At 67.4% G+C, this 18,388-nt stretch carries 15 protein-coding genes; 5 read left to right on the top strand and 10 right to left on the bottom strand.

From position 1 onward, the window contains the following. Nucleotides 1–40: 40 nt before the first annotated feature. From BM417_RS48280 to BM417_RS42065, 9 genes are all read right to left on the bottom strand, one after another. On the bottom strand, nucleotides 41–217 hold the full coding sequence (locus BM417_RS48280; protein WP_177320920.1) for a hypothetical protein: 177 nt from the start codon (nucleotides 215–217) through the stop codon (nucleotides 41–43). 171 nt (nucleotides 218–388) lie between these two features. Further along, on the bottom strand, nucleotides 389–1,825 hold the full coding sequence (locus BM417_RS42100) for a PKD domain-containing protein (protein ID WP_093605721.1): 1,437 nt from the start codon (nucleotides 1,823–1,825) through the stop codon (nucleotides 389–391). Between the two features lie 14 nt (nucleotides 1,826–1,839). Beyond that, a complete protein-coding gene (locus tag BM417_RS42095) occupies nucleotides 1,840–3,321 on the bottom strand; it encodes a PKD domain-containing protein (protein WP_177320919.1) in 1,482 nt (493 codons plus the stop codon). Between the two features lie 109 nt (nucleotides 3,322–3,430). Beyond that, a complete protein-coding gene (locus tag BM417_RS42090) occupies nucleotides 3,431–4,330 on the bottom strand; it encodes a glycoside hydrolase family 18 protein (protein WP_093605719.1) in 900 nt (299 codons plus the stop codon). 3 nt (nucleotides 4,331–4,333) lie between these two features. Then, complete coding sequence (locus BM417_RS42085) at nucleotides 4,334–7,243, bottom strand: alpha-mannosidase (RefSeq protein WP_093605718.1); 2,910 nt, start codon at nucleotides 7,241–7,243, stop codon at nucleotides 4,334–4,336. A gap of 4 nt (nucleotides 7,244–7,247) precedes the next feature. Continuing rightward, nucleotides 7,248–8,366 carry a glycoside hydrolase 5 family protein gene (locus tag BM417_RS42080; RefSeq protein ID WP_143139053.1) on the bottom strand — a complete coding sequence of 373 codons (1,119 nt, stop codon included), beginning with the start codon at nucleotides 8,364–8,366 and terminating at the stop codon, nucleotides 7,248–7,250. A 19-nt stretch (nucleotides 8,367–8,385) separates the two neighbouring features. Next, nucleotides 8,386–9,207, bottom strand: coding sequence for a carbohydrate ABC transporter permease (locus BM417_RS42075; protein ID WP_093605716.1), 822 nt, complete (start codon nucleotides 9,205–9,207; stop codon nucleotides 8,386–8,388). Continuing rightward, a complete protein-coding gene (locus BM417_RS42070) occupies nucleotides 9,204–10,073 on the bottom strand; it encodes a carbohydrate ABC transporter permease (protein WP_093605715.1) in 870 nt (289 codons plus the stop codon). Before BM417_RS42070 ends, BM417_RS42075 begins: the two co-directional genes overlap by 4 nt. Nucleotides 10,074–10,083: 10 nt before the next feature. Beyond that, entirely contained in the window at nucleotides 10,084–11,337 is a 1,254-nt protein-coding gene (locus tag BM417_RS42065) for an ABC transporter substrate-binding protein (protein ID WP_093605714.1), read from the bottom strand. A gap of 102 nt (nucleotides 11,338–11,439) precedes the next feature. On the opposite strand from BM417_RS42065, the gene BM417_RS42060 reads away from it, so the two are divergent. Continuing rightward, nucleotides 11,440–12,429 carry a LacI family DNA-binding transcriptional regulator gene (locus BM417_RS42060; RefSeq protein ID WP_093605713.1) on the top strand — a complete coding sequence of 330 codons (990 nt, stop codon included), beginning with the start codon at nucleotides 11,440–11,442 and terminating at the stop codon, nucleotides 12,427–12,429. Between the two features lie 32 nt (nucleotides 12,430–12,461). Here the strand turns inward: BM417_RS42060 and BM417_RS42055 are convergent, their stop codons facing one another. Then, nucleotides 12,462–13,361, bottom strand: a complete 900-nt coding sequence (locus tag BM417_RS42055; protein WP_093605712.1) for a LysR family transcriptional regulator — start codon at nucleotides 13,359–13,361, stop codon at nucleotides 12,462–12,464. A 451-nt stretch (nucleotides 13,362–13,812) separates the two neighbouring features. Here BM417_RS42055 and tig point away from each other — a divergent pair, with 451 nt between their 5' ends. From tig to clpX, 4 genes are all read left to right on the top strand, one after another. Then, a complete protein-coding gene (gene tig, locus BM417_RS42050) occupies nucleotides 13,813–15,156 on the top strand; it encodes a trigger factor (protein ID WP_093605711.1) in 1,344 nt (447 codons plus the stop codon). 224 nt (nucleotides 15,157–15,380) lie between these two features. Next, the gene (locus BM417_RS42045) at nucleotides 15,381–15,968 is read left to right on the top strand and encodes an ATP-dependent Clp protease proteolytic subunit (RefSeq protein WP_093605710.1); all 588 of its coding nucleotides are present in this window, start codon (nucleotides 15,381–15,383) and stop codon (nucleotides 15,966–15,968) included. A gap of 20 nt (nucleotides 15,969–15,988) precedes the next feature. Beyond that, complete coding sequence (locus tag BM417_RS42040) at nucleotides 15,989–16,618, top strand: ATP-dependent Clp protease proteolytic subunit (protein WP_177320918.1); 630 nt, start codon at nucleotides 15,989–15,991, stop codon at nucleotides 16,616–16,618. A 412-nt stretch (nucleotides 16,619–17,030) separates the two neighbouring features. Further along, nucleotides 17,031–18,311, top strand: a complete 1,281-nt coding sequence (clpX, locus tag BM417_RS42035; RefSeq protein WP_093605708.1) for an ATP-dependent Clp protease ATP-binding subunit ClpX — start codon at nucleotides 17,031–17,033, stop codon at nucleotides 18,309–18,311. Nucleotides 18,312–18,388 lie beyond the last annotated feature (77 nt).

Here is an 18,388-nt window from a genome sequence, read left to right as displayed (position 1 = left end):
CTGGACGAGAGGAACCACACCCCCGCGGCTACCCCCGGCATCAGGCGGCCTGGTGACCGTTGGGTACCTCAGGCTCGTGCCGGTGTGTCATGCGGTGCCACCACGACCGCGGCTTCCCGCCGTTGCGGTAGTACTCCTGGACGCGGCGGGCGTCCTCCCGCAGGGCCGACTGCCGGTAGTCCATCTCCGCCTTGATCGCCTCGGGCGTCCACTCCATCAGACTCACTCCTCAGTGCGTTTCTCTCGCTTGCTGACAACGATGAGATTGCTCCTGAGGGGTGACCCCTTACATCGGACGATCACCTAAGGCATCGGCGTAGGACCCCTTACCCGGCGGCCGAGATGCAGGTGCGCACGCACTCGGGCAGTCAGGTAAGGGGTCGTTCACCTAGTCGATCCGGGTGCTCCCGCCGGCTGCGGGACGCACCTTCGTGCTCGCGGTGAGCTCGTTGTCCTTCGGGTTGTCGTCGAGGTCGTAGCGGTACCGCAGGTTGCCGGCCACCTTGAACGTCACGGTGCCCCTCGCCACGTCATCGGCGGTGAACGTGTAGGCGAACGGGAACTCGACCTTGCCGGCCGCCGCGACGCGCTGGGTGAGAGAGCCGATGTCACCGGACTCCGCCTCCAGCCTGACCGTGACCTCCTCGTCGAAGCGGGTGTTGTTGCCCACCGACACCTTGAGCCGCTTGGTCTCGCCGGCACGCGCGGTGGACGGCACCGAGAAGCCGGAGAGCGTCACGTCGTGCGTCTCCACCTTCAGCACCCGCTCGGTCGTGCCGGAGCGGCCGTCCTTCGTCGACCCGGTCACGCGGACGTTGTACTCGCCGTCCTTCGCGTAGCGGTGCTTGATCGTGTCCCTGCCGGTGATCGGCGCGGACGTGCCGTCGCCGAACTGGATCTCGCCGGTGGCGAGGTCCATGCCGAGCGGGTCGCCGGCGTACGGGGTGAACGAGATGTCGTTGTACGCCGACGGATCCGTGGGCGCGCTGAACGAGGGCCTGATCGCGGGCGCGTTCCCGAAGGCCATCTTGAAGTACCCGGCGTTCGCCTCCTCCGCCGCGACGCGGATCAGATAGGACTCGCCCGCGGCCACCGCGAACACCGCGCCGTTGTTGACGCGGGCGCTCGCGCAGTCCACTTCGGACAGATCGCCCGCACGGAACGCGCTCACCGTGAAGCCGTAGTTCTGGGTCCTCGCCAGGTGGACGAAACGCGCGCGGTCGGCGGTGTACCGGTACCAGACGGACTGCACCGCCTCGGGTTCGCAGGCCGACCTCAGCTCGTCCGGCTCGGACGAGGCGCGGCGCAGATCACCCTCGAACGTCGCCGGGAACCCGGTGACCGACGCCGACGCACGGTCGTCGTTCGCCTCGGCGGGGACGGTGATCAGGTCGAACGTGAAGTCCTTGCCGTAGCCGGCGTAGTGCTCGACGAGCGCGAAGTAGTAGGTCGTGCCGGCCTTGACGTGGAACGTGTCGGTCTTGGTCTGCATGAACGTGCAGGTGCCCGGCACCATCGAGAGCGAGCCGCGTTCGCCCGTGTACACGGCCATGTAGGGCTGGCCGCCGATGGTCGCCCGCACGATGGCGTCCTCGGGCGCGGTGTAGCTCAGCCACACCGAGTCCGTGCCGTAGTAGTAGCACTCGGTCGGGTCATCGGGTGCCTTCGTGGAACCAGCGGTCGTGAGTTCGCCGTGGTACGGCAGCGATGTGACCGCGGTGGCGTGGTCGAAGTCGTCGTTCGACGGCGGTTCGGCCGCGTGCGCGAGACCGGGTGCCAGTGCCGTGATCAGCACTGCCACCAGGGCGGCGATGGTCGTTCTCATCCTGTTCCCCCGGTTCAGTTCGCGACGGCGGTGGTGGTGGCGGCAGGCCGGACGGTGGCGGCGATCGAGATCACCTCGTTGTCCACCGCGCGGGCGTCGCGGACCGGGTAGTCCAGCGACACGACCGCGCGGAAACTCACCTTGCCGACCACCGCGTCCTGCGGGGTGAAGGTGTAGGCGAACGGGAACTGCACCTTGCGCGTGGGATGTGCGGGAACCTCGAGCTCCGACCGGCCGACCTCGGTCCACGAGCCGCCGTCGCTCTTGTACAGGGTGACCGTGGCCCGCTCCGCGTACCGGGTGTTCGCGACGTGCACGGTGATCGGCTTGCTCTGCCCCGCCCGCGCCGAGGCCGGTACGACGAACTTCGTGATGCCGACGTCGTGGGTCTCGATCGTCACCGGGGCCGTCTTCGTGGCGGTCCGGCCGTCGTCGGTCGAGGCCCGCATGGTCACCTGGTAGGTGCCGTCCGTGCGGTACTGGTGCCGCACGGAGCCCTTCTTGGCCGGCGTCGTCGTGCCGTCGCCGAAGTCCCACGCGACGGTCAGATCACCGTCGATGTCGCCGTAGGAGTCGGCCTGGAAGACGACCTCGCTGAAGACGTTCAGCTGGTCCGAGCTGATCATCATGTACGGCTGGAGCGGCGGTGCCTCGGACAGGCTCACCGAGACCGGCTCGTACCCGTAGTTGGCGTGCGACGAGGTGAAGCGCAGGAAGTAGGTCGTACCGGGGTTCGCCCGGAACACGGCAGGTGACCAGGAGTTGCCCTGGCTGCAAGCGATCTGGCTGAGGCTCGTGATGTCGTCACCGGTGTAGACGGTGACCGCCGCCTCGTTCCCCGTCGCCTTGGGCACGACGGACAGCGCGGAGGTCGTGGGCGTGTAGGAGTACCAGACCGACGGCTTCCGCTCGTCGTACACGCACGTCGACTCTGGCTCATCGGCCTCGTACGACGCCACCGACGCGTCCGGCTGCGCGGAGAACGGCAGAGCACTCACGGGCTCGGCCGCTGCGAAGGCGTCGTTGGCCGCGGGCGCGACCTTGTCCAGCGAGAACTTCAGCGCGCCACCGGGAGCGCCGTAGCCGCTGATCAGGAAGTAGTAGGTGGTGCCCGCCGTGACCCGGAACGTCATCGGGTACCGGCTGCCGACGCTGCACGCGTTCTCCACCCCGCGCAACTCACCGCGCAGACCGGTCTGGGCGGAGATGATCATCTCCCGGCCACTGCCCGCGGACGTCGCGCGCAGGAGCCCGGTCTCGGTAGCGGTGTAGTGGAACCACACGGAGCCCTGGGAGTCGTAGGGCTGGCACCAGAACGAGTCGTCGGAGGCCTTGGTCGCCTCACTCGTGTTCTGCTCGACGGTGAACGGCAGCGCGGTGATCGCCGTCGACGCGTCGAAGTCGTCGTTCGCCGGCGGCGCCGCGTGGGCCACGCCGGGCACGAGCATCCCCAGCACTGCGGCCGCGACGACCGCGATCGGTCTCCAAGAAGGCATGCGAAAGTTCCCCCTCATCTCGCCCTCGCCTCCCCGGCGAGAGCCCTGCCCCCTAACGCGTGAGGGCGGGGTGTCGGTTGCCCACCCCGCCCAAGTTGCGCCGTTCGGCCTACTTCTGCATGGCCGTCACGTCCGCCGCCCACTGCCACGGCGCCGCGGTACCGCCCGGCAGCGAGTTGAAGTACTCCCAGCCCGCCACGCCGCCGAAGTTCGTGTACTTGGTCTTGAGGCTGCGCACCGTGTTGCCGAGCGTCGTCATGTTCACGTAGCCCGACCCGCCGTTGGCCGAACTGGTGAGCGTGCCGAGCACGACCTTGTTCGCCGGGATCACCCGGCGGTTGATGATCTGGTCGTAGTTCGCGGTGCTGCCCGCGTTGCCCCAGCCGTTGTAGAACTGGCCGTTGAACCACGCGATCTTCGAACCGTGGCTGCGGTACAGCTCCTCGTAGTTGAAGCCGGAGAGGTTGCCGCCACCCCACAGCGCACTCGCCACGGGGGAGAGCGTGACGATGAAGTTCGCGCCGAAGTCGGTCTTCAGCCGGTCGATCACGCGCCGGATGCCCGCGATCGACATCCGCTCTTCCACGTCGAGGTCGACGCCGTTGAGCTTGTAGGTGCGGATCGTGTCGCGCAGCAACGGGTAGTAGGTGTCGAACTGCGTGTCGAGCCGCTGGAACGAGCCCGGCGCGGCGCCGCCCACCATGCCGATCACGTTGACGCCGCGGGCCTGCATCGCGGCGAGGTCCGCCCACATCTGGGTGTAGCGCGAGTGCGACGGCGGGTGGTCGTTGAGGTGGACGATCCTGTTGTCGTTGAGGTGGATCGCGGCGACGAGGACGTCCGTGACGCCGGTGTTGCGGTCGAGCAGGGGCTTGGGCGAGACGTACGTTCCGGTCGCGCCGTTGCTGTACTGGGTCTGGTAGTAGACGACGGTGCGCTTCTGGGTGGCCGCCTGGGCCGGTGGCGCGGCGAGCGCCACCAGCAGCAGGGCCAGGAACAGCTTCTTCATGCGTTACCTCGTAAGCCGCAGGGTGATCACTTGGAACGGGCGCAGCACCACCTCTGCCGACGCGTCGGCCAGGGGCCGTTCGAGCAGGTCGGTCTCCTGGATCGCCGTGTAGGCGAAGGAGGTGCTGATCGAGGCGCGGGCACGGCCGCCGTGCGCCTCGTAGAGCCGGACGATCACGTCGCCCGACCGGTCGTCGGCCAGCTTCACGGCCTCGACCCTGACCGCGGGGTTGTTCGTGCGCACCAACTCCTCCGGTGCGTTCGAACCGCGGACGGCCTGCGGCGGCAGGTTGATGCGGTACCCGGCGTCGATGGCCTCCGGGATGCCCGCGCCGACCACGAGGGCGTAGCGGAAGCGGTGCTCGCCCTGGTCGGTCTCGGGGTCGGGGAACCTCGGTGCGCGCAGCAGGGACAGGCGCACGGTCGTGGTGGTTCCGCCGTCTTCGCGGGTGGTGCGGGTGACCTCGTGGCCGTAGGTCGAGTCGTTGACCACCGCGACGCCGTAGCCGGGTTCACCGACGTGCAGGTAGCGGTGGGCGCAGATCTCGAACTTCGCCGCCTCCCAGGAGGTGTTGGTGTGCACCGGGCGGTGCAGGTGGCCGAACTGGGTCTCCGCCGTGGAGACCTCTGCGCGCAGGTCGAGCGGGAACGCGATCTTGAGCAGCTTCTCCCGCTCCTGCCAGTCGACCTCGGTGTCGAAGTCGACCTGCTTGGCGCCCTCGCGAAGCCGGATGGTCTGGGTGAGCACCGAGTTGCCGAACTTCGCCCGGACGACCACGCCATCGGAGGTGTCGACGCGTTCGGACGGGATCAGGTCGGCCTTCCAGTTGCGGTAGAACGGGTCGATGTCCCAGGCGTCCCACTGGTTCGGGTTGTCGCGGTGCAGCTGCGGCATGCCGGCGAAACCGTGCGGTGGCAGGACTTCGCGGTTCTCTTCGAGGTCCAGAATGGACTCGACGATGCCGTCGGCGTCGATCGTGACGCGCAGCCGTCCGTTGTCCAGCACGCCGTCGGCCGGTGCCACGAACGGCCTGGGGGCGCCGCCGCCGAGCACGTCGAACGTCAGCTCGTCGTCGCCGTCGCCCTTCAGCGCGTCGATGGCCTGGGCGGTCAGTGCCTTGAGTTCGGACGCCACGCGGGCGTAGGTGGCCTCGGCCTCGCGGTGCACCCAGGCGATCGAGCTGCCCGGCAGGATGTCATGGAACTGGTGCAGCAGCACGGTCTTCCACAACCGGTCGAGCTCGTCGTACGGGTAGTCGGCGCCTGCCAGGGCGGCCGCGACGGACCAGTGCTCGGCCTCGCGCAGGAGGTGTTCGCTGCGGCGGTTGCCCTGCTTGGTCTTGGCCTGGGTGGTGTAGGTGGCGCGGTGCTTCTCCAGGTACAGCTCGCCCGCCCACACCGGCGCGTCCGGGTACTCGTCCTGTGCGGCCTGGAAGAACTCGCGTGGCGGCTCCACGCGGACGGTCGGCGAGCCTTCGAGGTTCGCGACGCGGTGCGCGGTCTCCATCATCTCGCGGGTGGGGCCACCGCCGCCGTCGCCGTAGCCGAACGGGACCAGGGACCGCGATGCCTTGGCGTGCTCGGCGAACTGACGTGACGCCCGCGCCAGTTCCTCGCCGCTCAAAGAGGAGTTGTAGGTGTCGACGGGCGGGAAGTGCGTGAAGATCCGCGTGCCGTCGATGCCCTCCCACCAGAACGTGTGGTGCGGGAACTTGTTGATCTGGTTCCACGACAGCTTCTGGGTGAGGAACCAGCGCGAGCCCGACAGCTTGATCAGCTGGGGGAGCGCGGCGCTGTAGCCGAACGAGTCCGGCAGCCAGACCTCCTCGGTCTCGACGCCGAAGTTGTCGAGGAAGAAGCGCTTGCCGTGCACGAGCTGGCGGGCCATCGCCTCGCCGCCGGGCATGTTCGTGTCCGACTCGACCCACATGCCGCCGACCGGCACGAACTGTCCACTGCGGACCTTCTCGCGGACGCGGTCCCACACGTGCGGGTGGTGGTCCTTCATCCACTCGTACTGCTGGGCCTGCGAGCACGCGAAGTAGAAGTCCGGGTACTCGTCCATCAGCTTGGTGACGTTCGAGAACGTGCGCGCGCACTTGCGGACCGTCTCGCGCAACGGCCACAGCCAGGCGGAGTCGATGTGCGCGTGGCCGATCGCGGAGACCTTGTGCGCGGAGGCGTTGGCGGGCAACGCCAGCACGCCGGCCAGCTCCGCCCGCGCGAGGTCGGCGGTGGCGGCCACCTCGTTGAGGTCCAGCGCGTCCATCGCCCGGTCCAGCGCGTGCAGGATCTTGTGCCGGCGCGGGTCGTGGTCCGGGAGTTCCCTCATCAGACCTTGGAGCACTTCGATGTCGAGCATCAGGTGCCACACCTGTGGCTGGAACACCGCGAGCTCGGCCTTGAGGATCTTGTACAACGGCTCGGTGCCCGCCGTGGTCTTGTCGCCCAGCTGGGTCGGCAGGAACGGGTGGAAGTCGAGGATCGTCGGGTTGCCCGCCGCCTCCAGGTAGAAGAGGACCTCGCGACCGTCGACGGGCAGGTACGTGTTGCGCGGCTCGATGCCCTTGATGGGCAGGCCATCGGCGGTGTACGCGAGGCCCTCGGACTGGAAACCGGGGCCGGGGTGGGTGAAGCCGAGGTCCAGCACGACCTCGACCTGCCTGCCCCGCCACGACTCCGGGACGCTTCCGGTGAGCCGGAACCAGCTCGTGCTCCACGGCGCGCCCCAGGCGTCGCCGACGCTCGCCGGCGCGTAGGTCGCTTCCAGGGCCTCCGCGACCGGGACGGGTTCGTCCGGCACGGTCCAGACGGCCAGTTCCAGCGGTGCGGTCTCGCCGTAGACGGCAGGGCGGATGCGTTCCTTCAGCGTGCGGTTGAGTCGTTCTTCCAGCAGCGCGCGTTCGTCGTGCACGTGTTCACCCCAGCTCGATCGAGGCCCGCACGCCATCGCGCGCGAGGCCCATCCACTCGTCGAAGAAAGCACCGCCCGGACCCCACGAGGGCCGGTCGCCGTGCAGCTTGATCGGCGTGCGCTCGGCCGGCACGTGCGCTGCCTCGCGCACGATCCGGGCGATCGCCTCGCCGAGCGGCTTGACCTTGCGTTCCGTCGTCAACAACCCCAACTCGTACTCGCGTTCGGGGAAGTCCACCAACGCACGGTCGACGTCGTGCGAGCACCACCACGTGACGCCCCACAGGTTCGAGCAGGTCAACGCGTTCGCAAGCGTTTGCTCGGCGAACTGCGGCGCCTGCTCGGCGGTGATCTCGGGCTGGGCGGCGCCGACCTCCTGCAGCCACACGGGCCGTTGCGGATCCTGGGCGTGCGCCTTCGACAGCTCGATCAGGTACTCGGCGTGGTGGACGCTCTCCGGACTGAGGGATCCGTAGCGCTGCGCTGTGCCGTTGAAGACCCACGAGTGCACGGTCGTCATCGCGCCTTTGTTGGCCGCGTGCTCCGGCAGGAACGCGTGCTCGCTCTCGTACCAGACGGCGTCGTACTCGGAGTGGACGTGCGGACGGCCCGGTGCGGCCTTCTCGCACTCGTCGAGCAGCGCGTCGATCCATTCGCCGGCCTGCTCGGGCGCGCACGGGTTCGACTCGGTGAGCAGGTTGACCTCGTTGCCCAGGGTGAAGCCGAGGAAGTTCGGCTTGTCCCGCAACGCCTCGGCGAGTGTGCGGACGTAGAACTTCTGCCCGCTGATGACGTCCGGGTCGGTGAAGATGTTGCGGCGGTGCCAGGTCTGCACCCACGACGGGTAGAAGTCGAAGCTCGACAGATGTCCTTGCAGGACGTCGACCTGGACGTCGAGACCGGTCTCGCGGGCGGCGTCGAGCATTTGGGAGAGCTGCTCGACGGCCTGGGGACGGACCAGTCCGCGGTTGGGCTGGAACACCGGCCACAGCGGGAAGACCCGCACGTGGTCGAGGCCGAGAGCCGCGATGGACTCGAAGTCGGCTTTGACGTCGTCGAGGGAGAAGTCGAGCCAGTGGTGAAACCAGCCTTGGGAAGGGGTGTAGTTCACGCCGAAACGCAACGCCGAACTCCTTTGGGGTTCATCCCTTGATCGCGCCTTCTCCCACTCCGCGGAAGAAGTGCTTTTGCAGCAACAGGAACAACAGGATCAGCGGCACGACGGCGATGATCGTGCCCGCCGCCACCAGCCGCTGGTTCTGCACGAACGTGCCCTGGAGGTACGCCAGGCCGATGGTGAGCGTGTACTTCTCCTGGTCGCTCAGCACGATGAGCGGCCAGAGGAAGTCGTCCCAGCTGAACATGAACGAGAACAGCGCCACCACGACCAGCGTGCCCTTCACCGACGGCAACCCGAGCCGGATGAAGCGCTGCCAGGCGTTGGCGCCGTCGATGACCGCGGCCTCCTCGACTTCGGCGGGGAGTGCGAGGAACGCGTTGCGCAGCAACAGGACGTTGAGGGCGGCGATCGCGCCGGGCAGCACGACCGCGGTGAGGGTGTTGGTGAGCCCGAACCCCCGCATCACCAGGAACAGCGAGATCATGATGGCCTCGAACGGCACCAGGATGCTGCTGGCGAAGATCACCGCGGCGAACCTGCGGCCCCGGAACTTCAGCCGTGCCAACGCGTAGCCGGCCATCGCCGCGCCGAGGCAGTTCGTGATCACGTTGACGCTCGCGACCCCGAGCGAGTTGAGCGCGAACGTCCAGACCGGCACCACGTCGGCCACGGCCGCGTAGTTGCCGAACGTCGGGTCGTCCGGGATGAAGTCGGGGACGAACACGTCCTCGCCGGGGCCCTTGATGCTCGTGGCGAACTGCCACAGGAACGGCCCGATGCTGATCGCGAGGATGCTCAGCAGCCCGAGGTAGCGCAGTGCCAGGAAGAGATGGGCGCGCTTCACAGCTGATCCTCCCTGCGGTTGAGCTTCAGAGTGACCAGCAGCAGGCCCAGCAGGATCACGAACAGCACCACGCTCAGCGCCGACGCGTACCCGACCTCACCGGTGAGACCGCGGCCGACGGACTGGATGAGCATCACCAGCGTGGTGCTCGCCCCGCCCGGACCGCCGGACCCGCCCGACAGCAGGTAGATCTCGGAGAACACGCGGAACCCGTTGACCGCGCTCAGCGCCGCGACGAGCACCATCGTCGGGCGCAGACTCGGTACGGTGACCGACCAGAACCTCCTGACCGGTCCCGCGCCGTCGACCATCGCGGCCTCGTGCAGGTCCTTCGGCACGTTCGCGAGCGCGGCCAGGTAGATCACCATGTAGTAGCCCAGGCCGCGCCAGATCGTCACCACCATCGAGCTGATCAGCAGCAGCGTCGAGTCGGTCAGGAACGGAATCCTGCTGCCGCCCAACGCCTCCACCATGCTGTTCACCAGGCCGCGGCTGTCGAGCAGCCACGTCCAGATGAGCCCGACCACGACCGTGGACGCGATCACCGGCGTGAAGAACGCCGTGCGGAAGATTCCGATGCCCGGCACGATCTTCTGCGCGAGCATCGCGATCAGCAGCGGCAACAGCACCAACGGCGGGACGACGCCCACCATGTAGAGACCGCTGTTGCGCGCCGCCACCCAGAACTTCGGGTCCTGGACCATCCGCACGAAGTTGTCCACACCGGTGAACTGGCCGCCGCCCAGCGCGCTCGCGTCCGTGAACGCGAGCACGATCATGTTCAGGAACGGGAAGAGGACGAACAGCAGGCAGACGGCCAGTCCTGGGGCCAGGAACAGCCACGGCGTGTACGGGCGATGAGTCATTTCCGGCTGCCTACTTCAGAAGCCGGTTGCACTCGGTAACGGCGTCGTCCAGTGCCTGCTTCGGCGACTTCTTGCCGAGCATGGCGTCGGCCAGCTGCTGGAGAAGTGCCTCGCGCATCTGGTCGCTGAACTGCACGGGCGTGTAGTTCACCGCGGTCTTGAGCTGCTTGGCCGCGGCCACCCGCACGCGCGCCTCGTCGGTGCCGTCCTCCGTGGTGAAGTACGGGTCGTCCCCGCCCTTCGAGGTGCTCGGGAAGATCGACGCGAGCTTGGCGAACTTCACCTGGTTCTCGGCGTTGGTGACGAACCTGCCGAACGCCAGCGCCGTCGCCTGGTTCTTGCTGCTCTTCGGCACGCTCACGCCGTGCAGGAACATGTTGGCGCTGCCCGTGTTCGTGATGGGCGTGGTGATGCCGATGTTCGCGTAGAGGCTCGGCGCGTCGGTCTTGAACTTGCCGAGGTCGTACGCGCTGCCGGGGTTGAGCGCCGTCTGCTGCGCCATGAACTTCGCGCCGGCACCGGTGTAGTTCTGCGTGAGCGCCTCGGGAATTAGCGCGCCCGCGTCGTACATCCGCTTGTAGCTCTCGGCGAACTCGACGCCCTTGGGCTCGTTGAAGGTGAACTTGTCGTTCTCGAACAGCTTCACGCCGTAGAGCCCGAAGTCGGCGATGCTCGGGGTCTGGCCGAGGATCGCGATCTTCTTCTCGGCGAGCTTCAACGCCTGCTCTTCGAGTTCCCTGAAGTTCGTGGGTGGCTTGTTCGGGTCCAGGCCCGCCTGGCTGAACAGGGCCTTGTTGTAGAAGATCGGGCCGGTGTTGAGGTACCAGGGGAAGCCGTAGCAGCCGCCCTTGCCGGGGATCTCGAACGCCTGCCAGGCGTTGCCGAGGTACTCGGGCTTGGCCTCCTTGAGCGACTCGTCGAGGTCGACCAGCTGGCCTGCCTTGGCGAGCGGGAAGCTCAGGTCCGGCGGTACGTTGATCACGTCGGGGAGACTCCCCGCGCTCGCGTCCGCCATGACCTTCGCCAGGTACCCGTCCGCGGGCTGGTCGACCCACTTCACCGAGGTGCCCTGGTGCTGCTTCTGGAAAGCGTCGATGACACCGTTGACGTAGTCGGTGTACTTGGGCTTGAGGGACCAGGTCTGGAACGTGATCTCGCCCGTGACCTGGCCGGTTGTGCCCGTGGACGTGCTGGACGTGCCGGACAGTCCGCATCCCGCCACGGGCACCGCCGCCAGGCCCGCGAGGAACGTGCGCCTCTTCATTGTGACAGCCACCTCCTTGGTCGCGGACCCTAGCTAAACCGGTTTATCTCCGGCTAGCCTCCGAACGTCTTGTTGTCTCGTTCTGGACAGGGTGCGGGTGCGGTGAAGAGGCCAACGATCAAGGACATCGCGGCGGCGGCAGGGGTGTCCAAAGGCGCTGTGTCGTTGGCGTTGAACGGCCGGTCCGGGGTGTCCGAGCTGACGCGGTCGCGGGTGCTCGAGGTCGCGTCGACTTTGGGATACCGGCCCTCGGTCACCGCTCGGGCGCTGTCCTCCGCGTCCGCCGACGCCGTGGGGCTGGTGCTGGTGCGGCCACCCCGCGCGCTGGGGGACGAGGCGTTCTTCTTCCAGCTGATCGCCGGGATGCAGTCCGAGATGTCCTGCGCGCTGCTGTTGCAGGTGGTGGACTCCCGCGAGGCCGAGATCGCGCTGTACCAGCGGTGGTGGGCCGAGCACCGGGTCGACGGGGTGTTCCTGGTCGATCTGCTGGTCTCGGATCCTCGCGTCGAGTTGATGTCCGCTCTCGGGCTGCCGGCCGTGGTGGTGGGCGGCGCCGGACACCACGGGGAGCTGGCCTCGGTGTGGGCGGACGACTACGCGGCCATGACCTCTGTCGTCGAGTATCTGAAGTCGTTGGGGCATCAGCGGATCGCCCGGGTCGCCGGGTTGGCCTCGTTGCTGCACACCGTCCGGCGTGACGCGGCGTTCGCTTCGTCCGTTGTGGACGGTGTGGTCGTGGCCGGGGACTACACGGCCGAGTCCGGAGCACGGGCCACGCGGGAGCTTCTGGGGAGGGCCGCTCCGCCTACGGCGATCGTCTACGACAACGACGTGATGGCGGTGGCCGGTGCCGAGGTGGCCGCGTCGCTCGGGGTCGCCGTGCCGTCGGAGTTGTCGATCGTGGCCTGGGACGACTCGGTGCTGTGCCAGCACGGTCGGCTGACCGCGTTGGCGCGGGACACGTTCGCGTTCGGCGCTCGGGCGGCTCGGGCGCTCGTGGCCGTGATCGACGGAGCCTCGCCGACCGACGTCGAGGACGTGCTGCCCGAACTGGTGGTCCGGGGGAGCACCGGGGCGGCACCCGCGGTGTAGGTGGGGTGCGATCACCCCACCCCCACGCGTCGTCAGGTGAGAGAGGCGACCTGGTCGCTCACCACTTGGGCCGCGGCGGACACCAGGGCCGTCACCGCCGGGTTCGTCGAGTTGTCCTGGCGCCAGCCGAACTGCGTGTAGACGCGGAACGTCGAGGACCAGGGCAAGCGGACCAACCTGCCGTCGGCGAGCTCGGCGGACACGGTGACCTCCGGCATGAGGGCGATGCCCAGGCCGGACGCCACCGCGCGTTTGGCGGCGTCCACCGAGTCCAGCTCCAGTACGGGGGCACGGGTGTCGTCGTAGCCGAGGGACTGTTCGAAGAGCTCGTGGTACGAGGCGCCGTTCTCGGCACGGATCAGCGTGCTGCTCGTGATGTCGTCCTCGGACAACGACTGGCGCTGGGTGAGCATGTGGTTCGGGCCCGCGATCATCACGAGGGGCTCGGGGCACAGGACCGTGGTCTCGAGACCCTCGCGGGGTTCGATCGCGCCGATGAAGAACGCGCAGTCCAGTTGGCCGTCGCGCACCGAGTTCAGGTTGTTCAGCGCGTTGCGGGAGTGCAACGAGAGTTGGACCGACGGGTAGCGCCAGCACATGTATTCGATGAGCGGTAGCAGACGGTAGTCGGTCAAACTCTGTGCGGAACCGATGACGAGTTTGCCGTGCGGCTCACCGTTCATCGTGATGGCTTTTCGGGCCTTTTCGGTGAGGTTGATGATGTTTCGCGCGAACGGCAGTAGTTCCACGCCCGCGGACGTCATCTGGATACCTCTGGGAAGGCGTCGGAAAAGGACGACCCCGAGGCCCTCCTCCAGCGCCTTGATGCGGGTGGTGATGGTCGGCTGCGAGCAGTTGAGCGTGGCAGCGGCCTTGGTGAAGCTCCCTGTCTGAACCACGGTCGTGAACGCGAGAAGCTGGCGTGTCTCCATCAGGCGGATCCTCGGGGTAAAACGGTGCGACGACTTTTTCTCGTTCGTTCCCGTGGTCCTGTTACGGATGGTGCGGGAGCAGTAACGCTACCTGTCAGCCGCGCCGGGGCGATTGGTGCTTATGGAGTCATCTTGATCGGTCGGGAAAGAGGGTTGCGGCCGAAAGAGTGAAATTGAGACGGACGCTTTGACGGGCCGTAGCTGGGTGACTCTCTTGCGTTAAGTGTTTCGCTCGGCGAACAAAAAATGTCGCCGGAGACGAACGGTCGAGGGTGCGGCCGGCGATCTCGTGGTGCCGGGATGAGAGGGCTCCGGAGGCCCCGCGGTTCCGCGCGGACCGGGGTGGCGGCGGTCACAGTGCGGGTCTCGCCTAGACTCGCTGGAAATCCGGGCGCCCAGGTGGTGGTACCGGCTGTCTTGCACGTTCTTTGTTCGTTACGAGGAGTCCACGTTGAAGAGCACCGTCGAGCACCTGAGCCCGACGAGGGTCCGGATCAACGTCGAGGTGCCGTTCGACGAGCTCAAGTCGAACTTCGACCAGGCGTACCGGAAGCTCGCGAAGCAGGTCCGCATCCCCGGCTTCCGCCCGGGCAAGGCCCCCGCGAAGGTTCTGGAGAACCGCATCGGCCGCGCCCCGGTCCTGGACGAGGTCATCCAGGAGGCCATCCCGGCCAAGTACCTGGAAGCCGTCAACGCCGGTGAGGTGCGCACGCTCGGCCGTCCCGACTTCGAGGTCACCAAGATCGAGGACGGTCAGACGCTCGAGTTCACCGCCGAGGTCGACGTCCGTCCCGAGATCACCGTGCCCGCGTTCGGCGAGCTCGCCGTGACGGTCGACGAGCAGGAGGTCACCGACGAGGACGTGACCACCCAGCTCGACGAGCTCCGCGCTCGCTTCGGCACGCTGACCGGCGTCACCCGCCCGGTCGAGACCGGTGACTTCGTCATCGTCGACCTGTCCGCCACCGTCGACGGCGAAGAGGTCGAGGAGGCGCGCACCAGCGGCCTGTCCTACGAGGTCGGCTCCGGCCAGCTCGTCGAGGGCATCGACGACGCGCTCGTCGGCGCGTCCGAGGGTGAGACCAAGACCTTCGCCACGACGCTCGTCGCCGGTGAGCACGAGGGCCGCGAGGCCGAGGTCACCGTGGTGCTGAGCAGCGTGAAGGAGCGTCAGCTCCCTGAGCTCGACGACGAGTTCGCGCAGCTCGCCAGCGAGTTCGACACGCTCGAGGAGCTCAAGGGCGACCTGCAGACCCGCCTGGGCCGCGTCAAGAAGATGCAGCAGGGCGTGCAGGCCCGCGACAAGGTCCTCGAGGCGCTGCTGGAGACCACCGAGGTCCCGCTGCCCGAGGGCATCGTCCAGGGCGAGATCGACGCTCGCAAGCACGACGCCGTGCACGCCTTCGACCACGACGACGCGAAGTTCGCCGCCTGGCTGACCGAGCAGGGTCAGTCGGAGGAGGAGTTCGACGCCGAGCTGCGCACCGCCGCCGAGCAGGCCGTCAAGACGCAGCTCGTGCTCGACTCGATCGCCGACGCCGAGCAGGTCACGGTGTCCGACGGCGAGCTGACCGAGCGGATCATCTACCAGGCGCAGCGCTTCGGCATCTCGCCGGACGAGTACGTCAAGCGCGCGCAGCAGTCCGGTCAGCTCGGCGCGATCTTCGCCGACGTCCGCCGGGGCAAGGCGCTCGCGAGCGTCGTGCGCCAGGCTTCGGTCAGCGACGAGGCCGGCAACAAGCTCGACCTCGACGAGCTCTTCGGCGAGACCAAGTCCGAAGAGGACTCGGAGTGACTCGGTCGTCCGAAATCGGCATAGCCCATTTCGGACGACCAAGTCCCTGACGCGCGAGCGGGCGAGCGCCAGAAAATACTGCCCACAGCGAACGCGGGCGGTGTCGGGCATCTGACGCCGCCCGTCTTCGTTAAGGTCGATCGCAGAGAGTTTTGACATCCAGATTCGTTCCACCTGGAGTTAGGCAGGCAGACGTGACGCAGCACTCCTTCCCGACCCCCGAGATGCGGTCGGCCACCGCCGGGATGAACCTCAACGACTCGGTGTACGAGCGGCTGCTCCGCGAGCGGATCATCGTCCTGGGATCACAGGTCGAAGAGGGCATCGCCAACCAGATCACCGCTCAGCTGCTGCTGCTGGCCGCTGAAGACCCCGACAAGGACATCACGCTCTACATCAACTCGCCGGGTGGTTCCGTCACGGCGGGCATGGCCATCTTCGACACGATGCAGCTCATCCAGCCGGATGTCGCCACGTACGCGATGGGCCTCGCGGCGTCGATGGGGCAGTTCCTTCTCTCCGCCGGTACACCGGGCAAGCGCCACGCGCTTCCGCACGCGCGGATCCTCATGCACCAGCCCTCGGCCGGTGTCGGCGGTACGGCCGCGGACATCGCGATCCAGGCGGACATGCTGACGCGCACCAAGCGCGAGATGGCGGAGCTCATCGCCGAGCACACCGGCCAGACGCTCGAGACCATCACCCGCGACTCCGACCGCGACCGCTGGTTCACGGCGCAGGAAGCGCTCGAGTACGGCTTCGTCGACAAGGTCGTCACCCGGGCCCAGCCCGTCGGCGACTCGAACAACTGACGTCAGCTAGGAGACCTCAAGTGAGCCAGTTCCACCTGCCGCAGTCGCGGTACGTGCTGCCGTCGTTCGTCGAGCGCACCAGCTATGGCATGAAGGAGTCGAATCCGTACAACAAGCTCTTCGAGGAGCGCATCATCTTCCTCGGCGTGCAGGTTGACGACGCTTCGGCGAACGACGTCATGGCGCAGCTGCTGGTGCTCGAGTCCGAGGACCCCGACCGCGACATCCTGATGTACATCAACTCGCCGGGTGGCTCGTTCACCTCGCTGATGGCCATCTACGACACGATGCAGTTCGTCCGCCCCGACATCCAGACGTACTGCCTCGGCCAGGCGGCCTCCGCCGCGGCCGTGCTGCTGGCCGCTGGAACGCCTGGTAAGCGCCACGCACTGCCCAACGCGCGAATCCTGATCCACCAGCCTTCGATGGAGGGCGCGTACGGTCAGGTGTCCGACCTGGAGATCCAGTCGAACGAGATCCAGCGCGTGCGCCGCCTGATGGAGTCCACCCTCGCGCGGCACACGAACCGGACGGCAGAGGAGGTCCGCGAGAGCATCGAGCGCGACCGGATCCTGACGGCCGAGGAGGCCAGGGAGTACGGCATCGTCGACACGGTGCTGCCCTACCGCAAGCTTTCCGCCAAGTCCTGAGCGACGGCGGACAGGCGAGGTGTGCTCGCGAAGAGCGCTCGCCCATCCGCCTCCCGGTGATGCTGGGGACACCCCAGACCCCGGGTCGGTGCCCATGCTCTGGGAAACCCCAGAGCCCGGGCGACCGGAGGGCGAACGAGTGCTCGCCAAGAGCGCTCGCCTCGTCCTCCGCCCGGTGTTACCTGTGGGGACACCCCACACCCCGGGCACTTCGCGCCCACCCGACACGCCGACGTGACCGGTTATCTGGCCTGATCGGCGCGTCGGGGGGACGCTGGTCCTCCCCTGAAACGGGGTCGGCCAGGTACCGTCAGGAGAACGGGCTCAGCACCCACAGCCAGTGGGACTGCCACAGCAAGTCAGCAGGCGCACTACAGCAGGTGTGCGCCGGAGGGGACATAGGTCAGCGGTCATGGCGCGTATCGGTGACGGCGGCGACTTGCTGAAGTGCTCTTTCTGCGGAAAGAGCCAAAAGCAGGTGAAGAAGCTCATCGCCGGCCCCGGCGTTTACATCTGCGATGAGTGCATCGATCTCTGCAACGAGATCATCGAGGAGGAGCTGGCCGAAGCCGGTGACGTGAAGCTCGACGAGCTGCCGAAGCCCGCCGAGATCCACGAGTTCCTCGACCAGTACGTCATCGGCCAGAGTGACGCCAAGCGCACCCTGTCCGTCGCCGTCTACAACCACTACAAGCGCATCCAGGCGGGCGACCGCGGGCGCGAGGGTCGTGACGACGGCGTCGAGCTGGCGAAGTCGAACATCCTGATGCTCGGCCCGACGGGGTGCGGCAAGACCTACCTCGCGCAGACGCTCGCGAAGATGCTCAACGTGCCGTTCGCCATCGCCGACGCGACGGCGCTGACGGAGGCCGGGTACGTCGGTGAGGACGTCGAGAACATCCTCCTGAAGCTCATCCAGGCCGCCGACTACGACGTGAAGCGCGCCGAGACGGGCATCATCTACATCGACGAGGTCGACAAGATCGCTCGGAAGAGTGAAAACCCGTCGATCACGCGCGATGTCTCCGGTGAGGGCGTCCAGCAGGCGTTGCTCAAGATCCTGGAAGGCACCACGGCGTCGGTGCCACCGCAGGGCGGCCGCAAGCACCCGCACCAGGAGTTCATCCAGATCGACACGACGAACGTGCTGTTCATCGTGGCGGGTGCGTTCGCAGGCCTGGAGAAGATCATCCAGGACCGCGTCGGCAAGCGAGGCCTGGGCTTCGGTGCCGAGGTCCGCTCCAAGGCCGAGGTGGAGGCGTCGGACTTCTTCGCCGACTCCATGCCGGAGGACCTGATCAAGTTCGGTCTGATCCCCGAGTTCATCGGGCGTCTGCCGATGGTCGCCTCCGTCACGAACCTCGACAAGCCGTCGCTGGTGATGATCCTCACCGAGCCGAAGAACGCTCTGGTGAAGCAGTACCAGAAGCTCTTCGAGATGGACGGCGTCGAGCTCGAGTTCACCAAGACCGCGCTCGAAGCGATCGCTGATCAGGCGATCCTGCGCGGGACCGGTGCTCGTGGCCTCCGGGCGATCATGGAAGAGGTCCTGCTGCCCGTGATGTACGACATCCCGAGCCGCACGGACGTCGCCAAGGTCGTCATCACCGAGCAGACGGTGAAGGAGAACGTGAACCCGACCATCGTGGCCCGGCAGCCCTCGCGCCGGGAGCGTCGGGAGAAGTCCGCTTAGACGGCGACGGTCTGGGGGGAGTTCTGCTCGCGCAGAGCGCTCGCCTGAAAGACCGTCGTCGTGTTCTCCGGGGACAC

Origin of the sequence: Lentzea waywayandensis, from assembly GCF_900115955.1 — a bacterium.
Lineage (GTDB): Bacteria > Actinomycetota > Actinomycetes > Mycobacteriales > Pseudonocardiaceae > Lentzea > Lentzea waywayandensis.
This window is presented reverse-complemented; position numbering and strand designations above follow the sequence as displayed.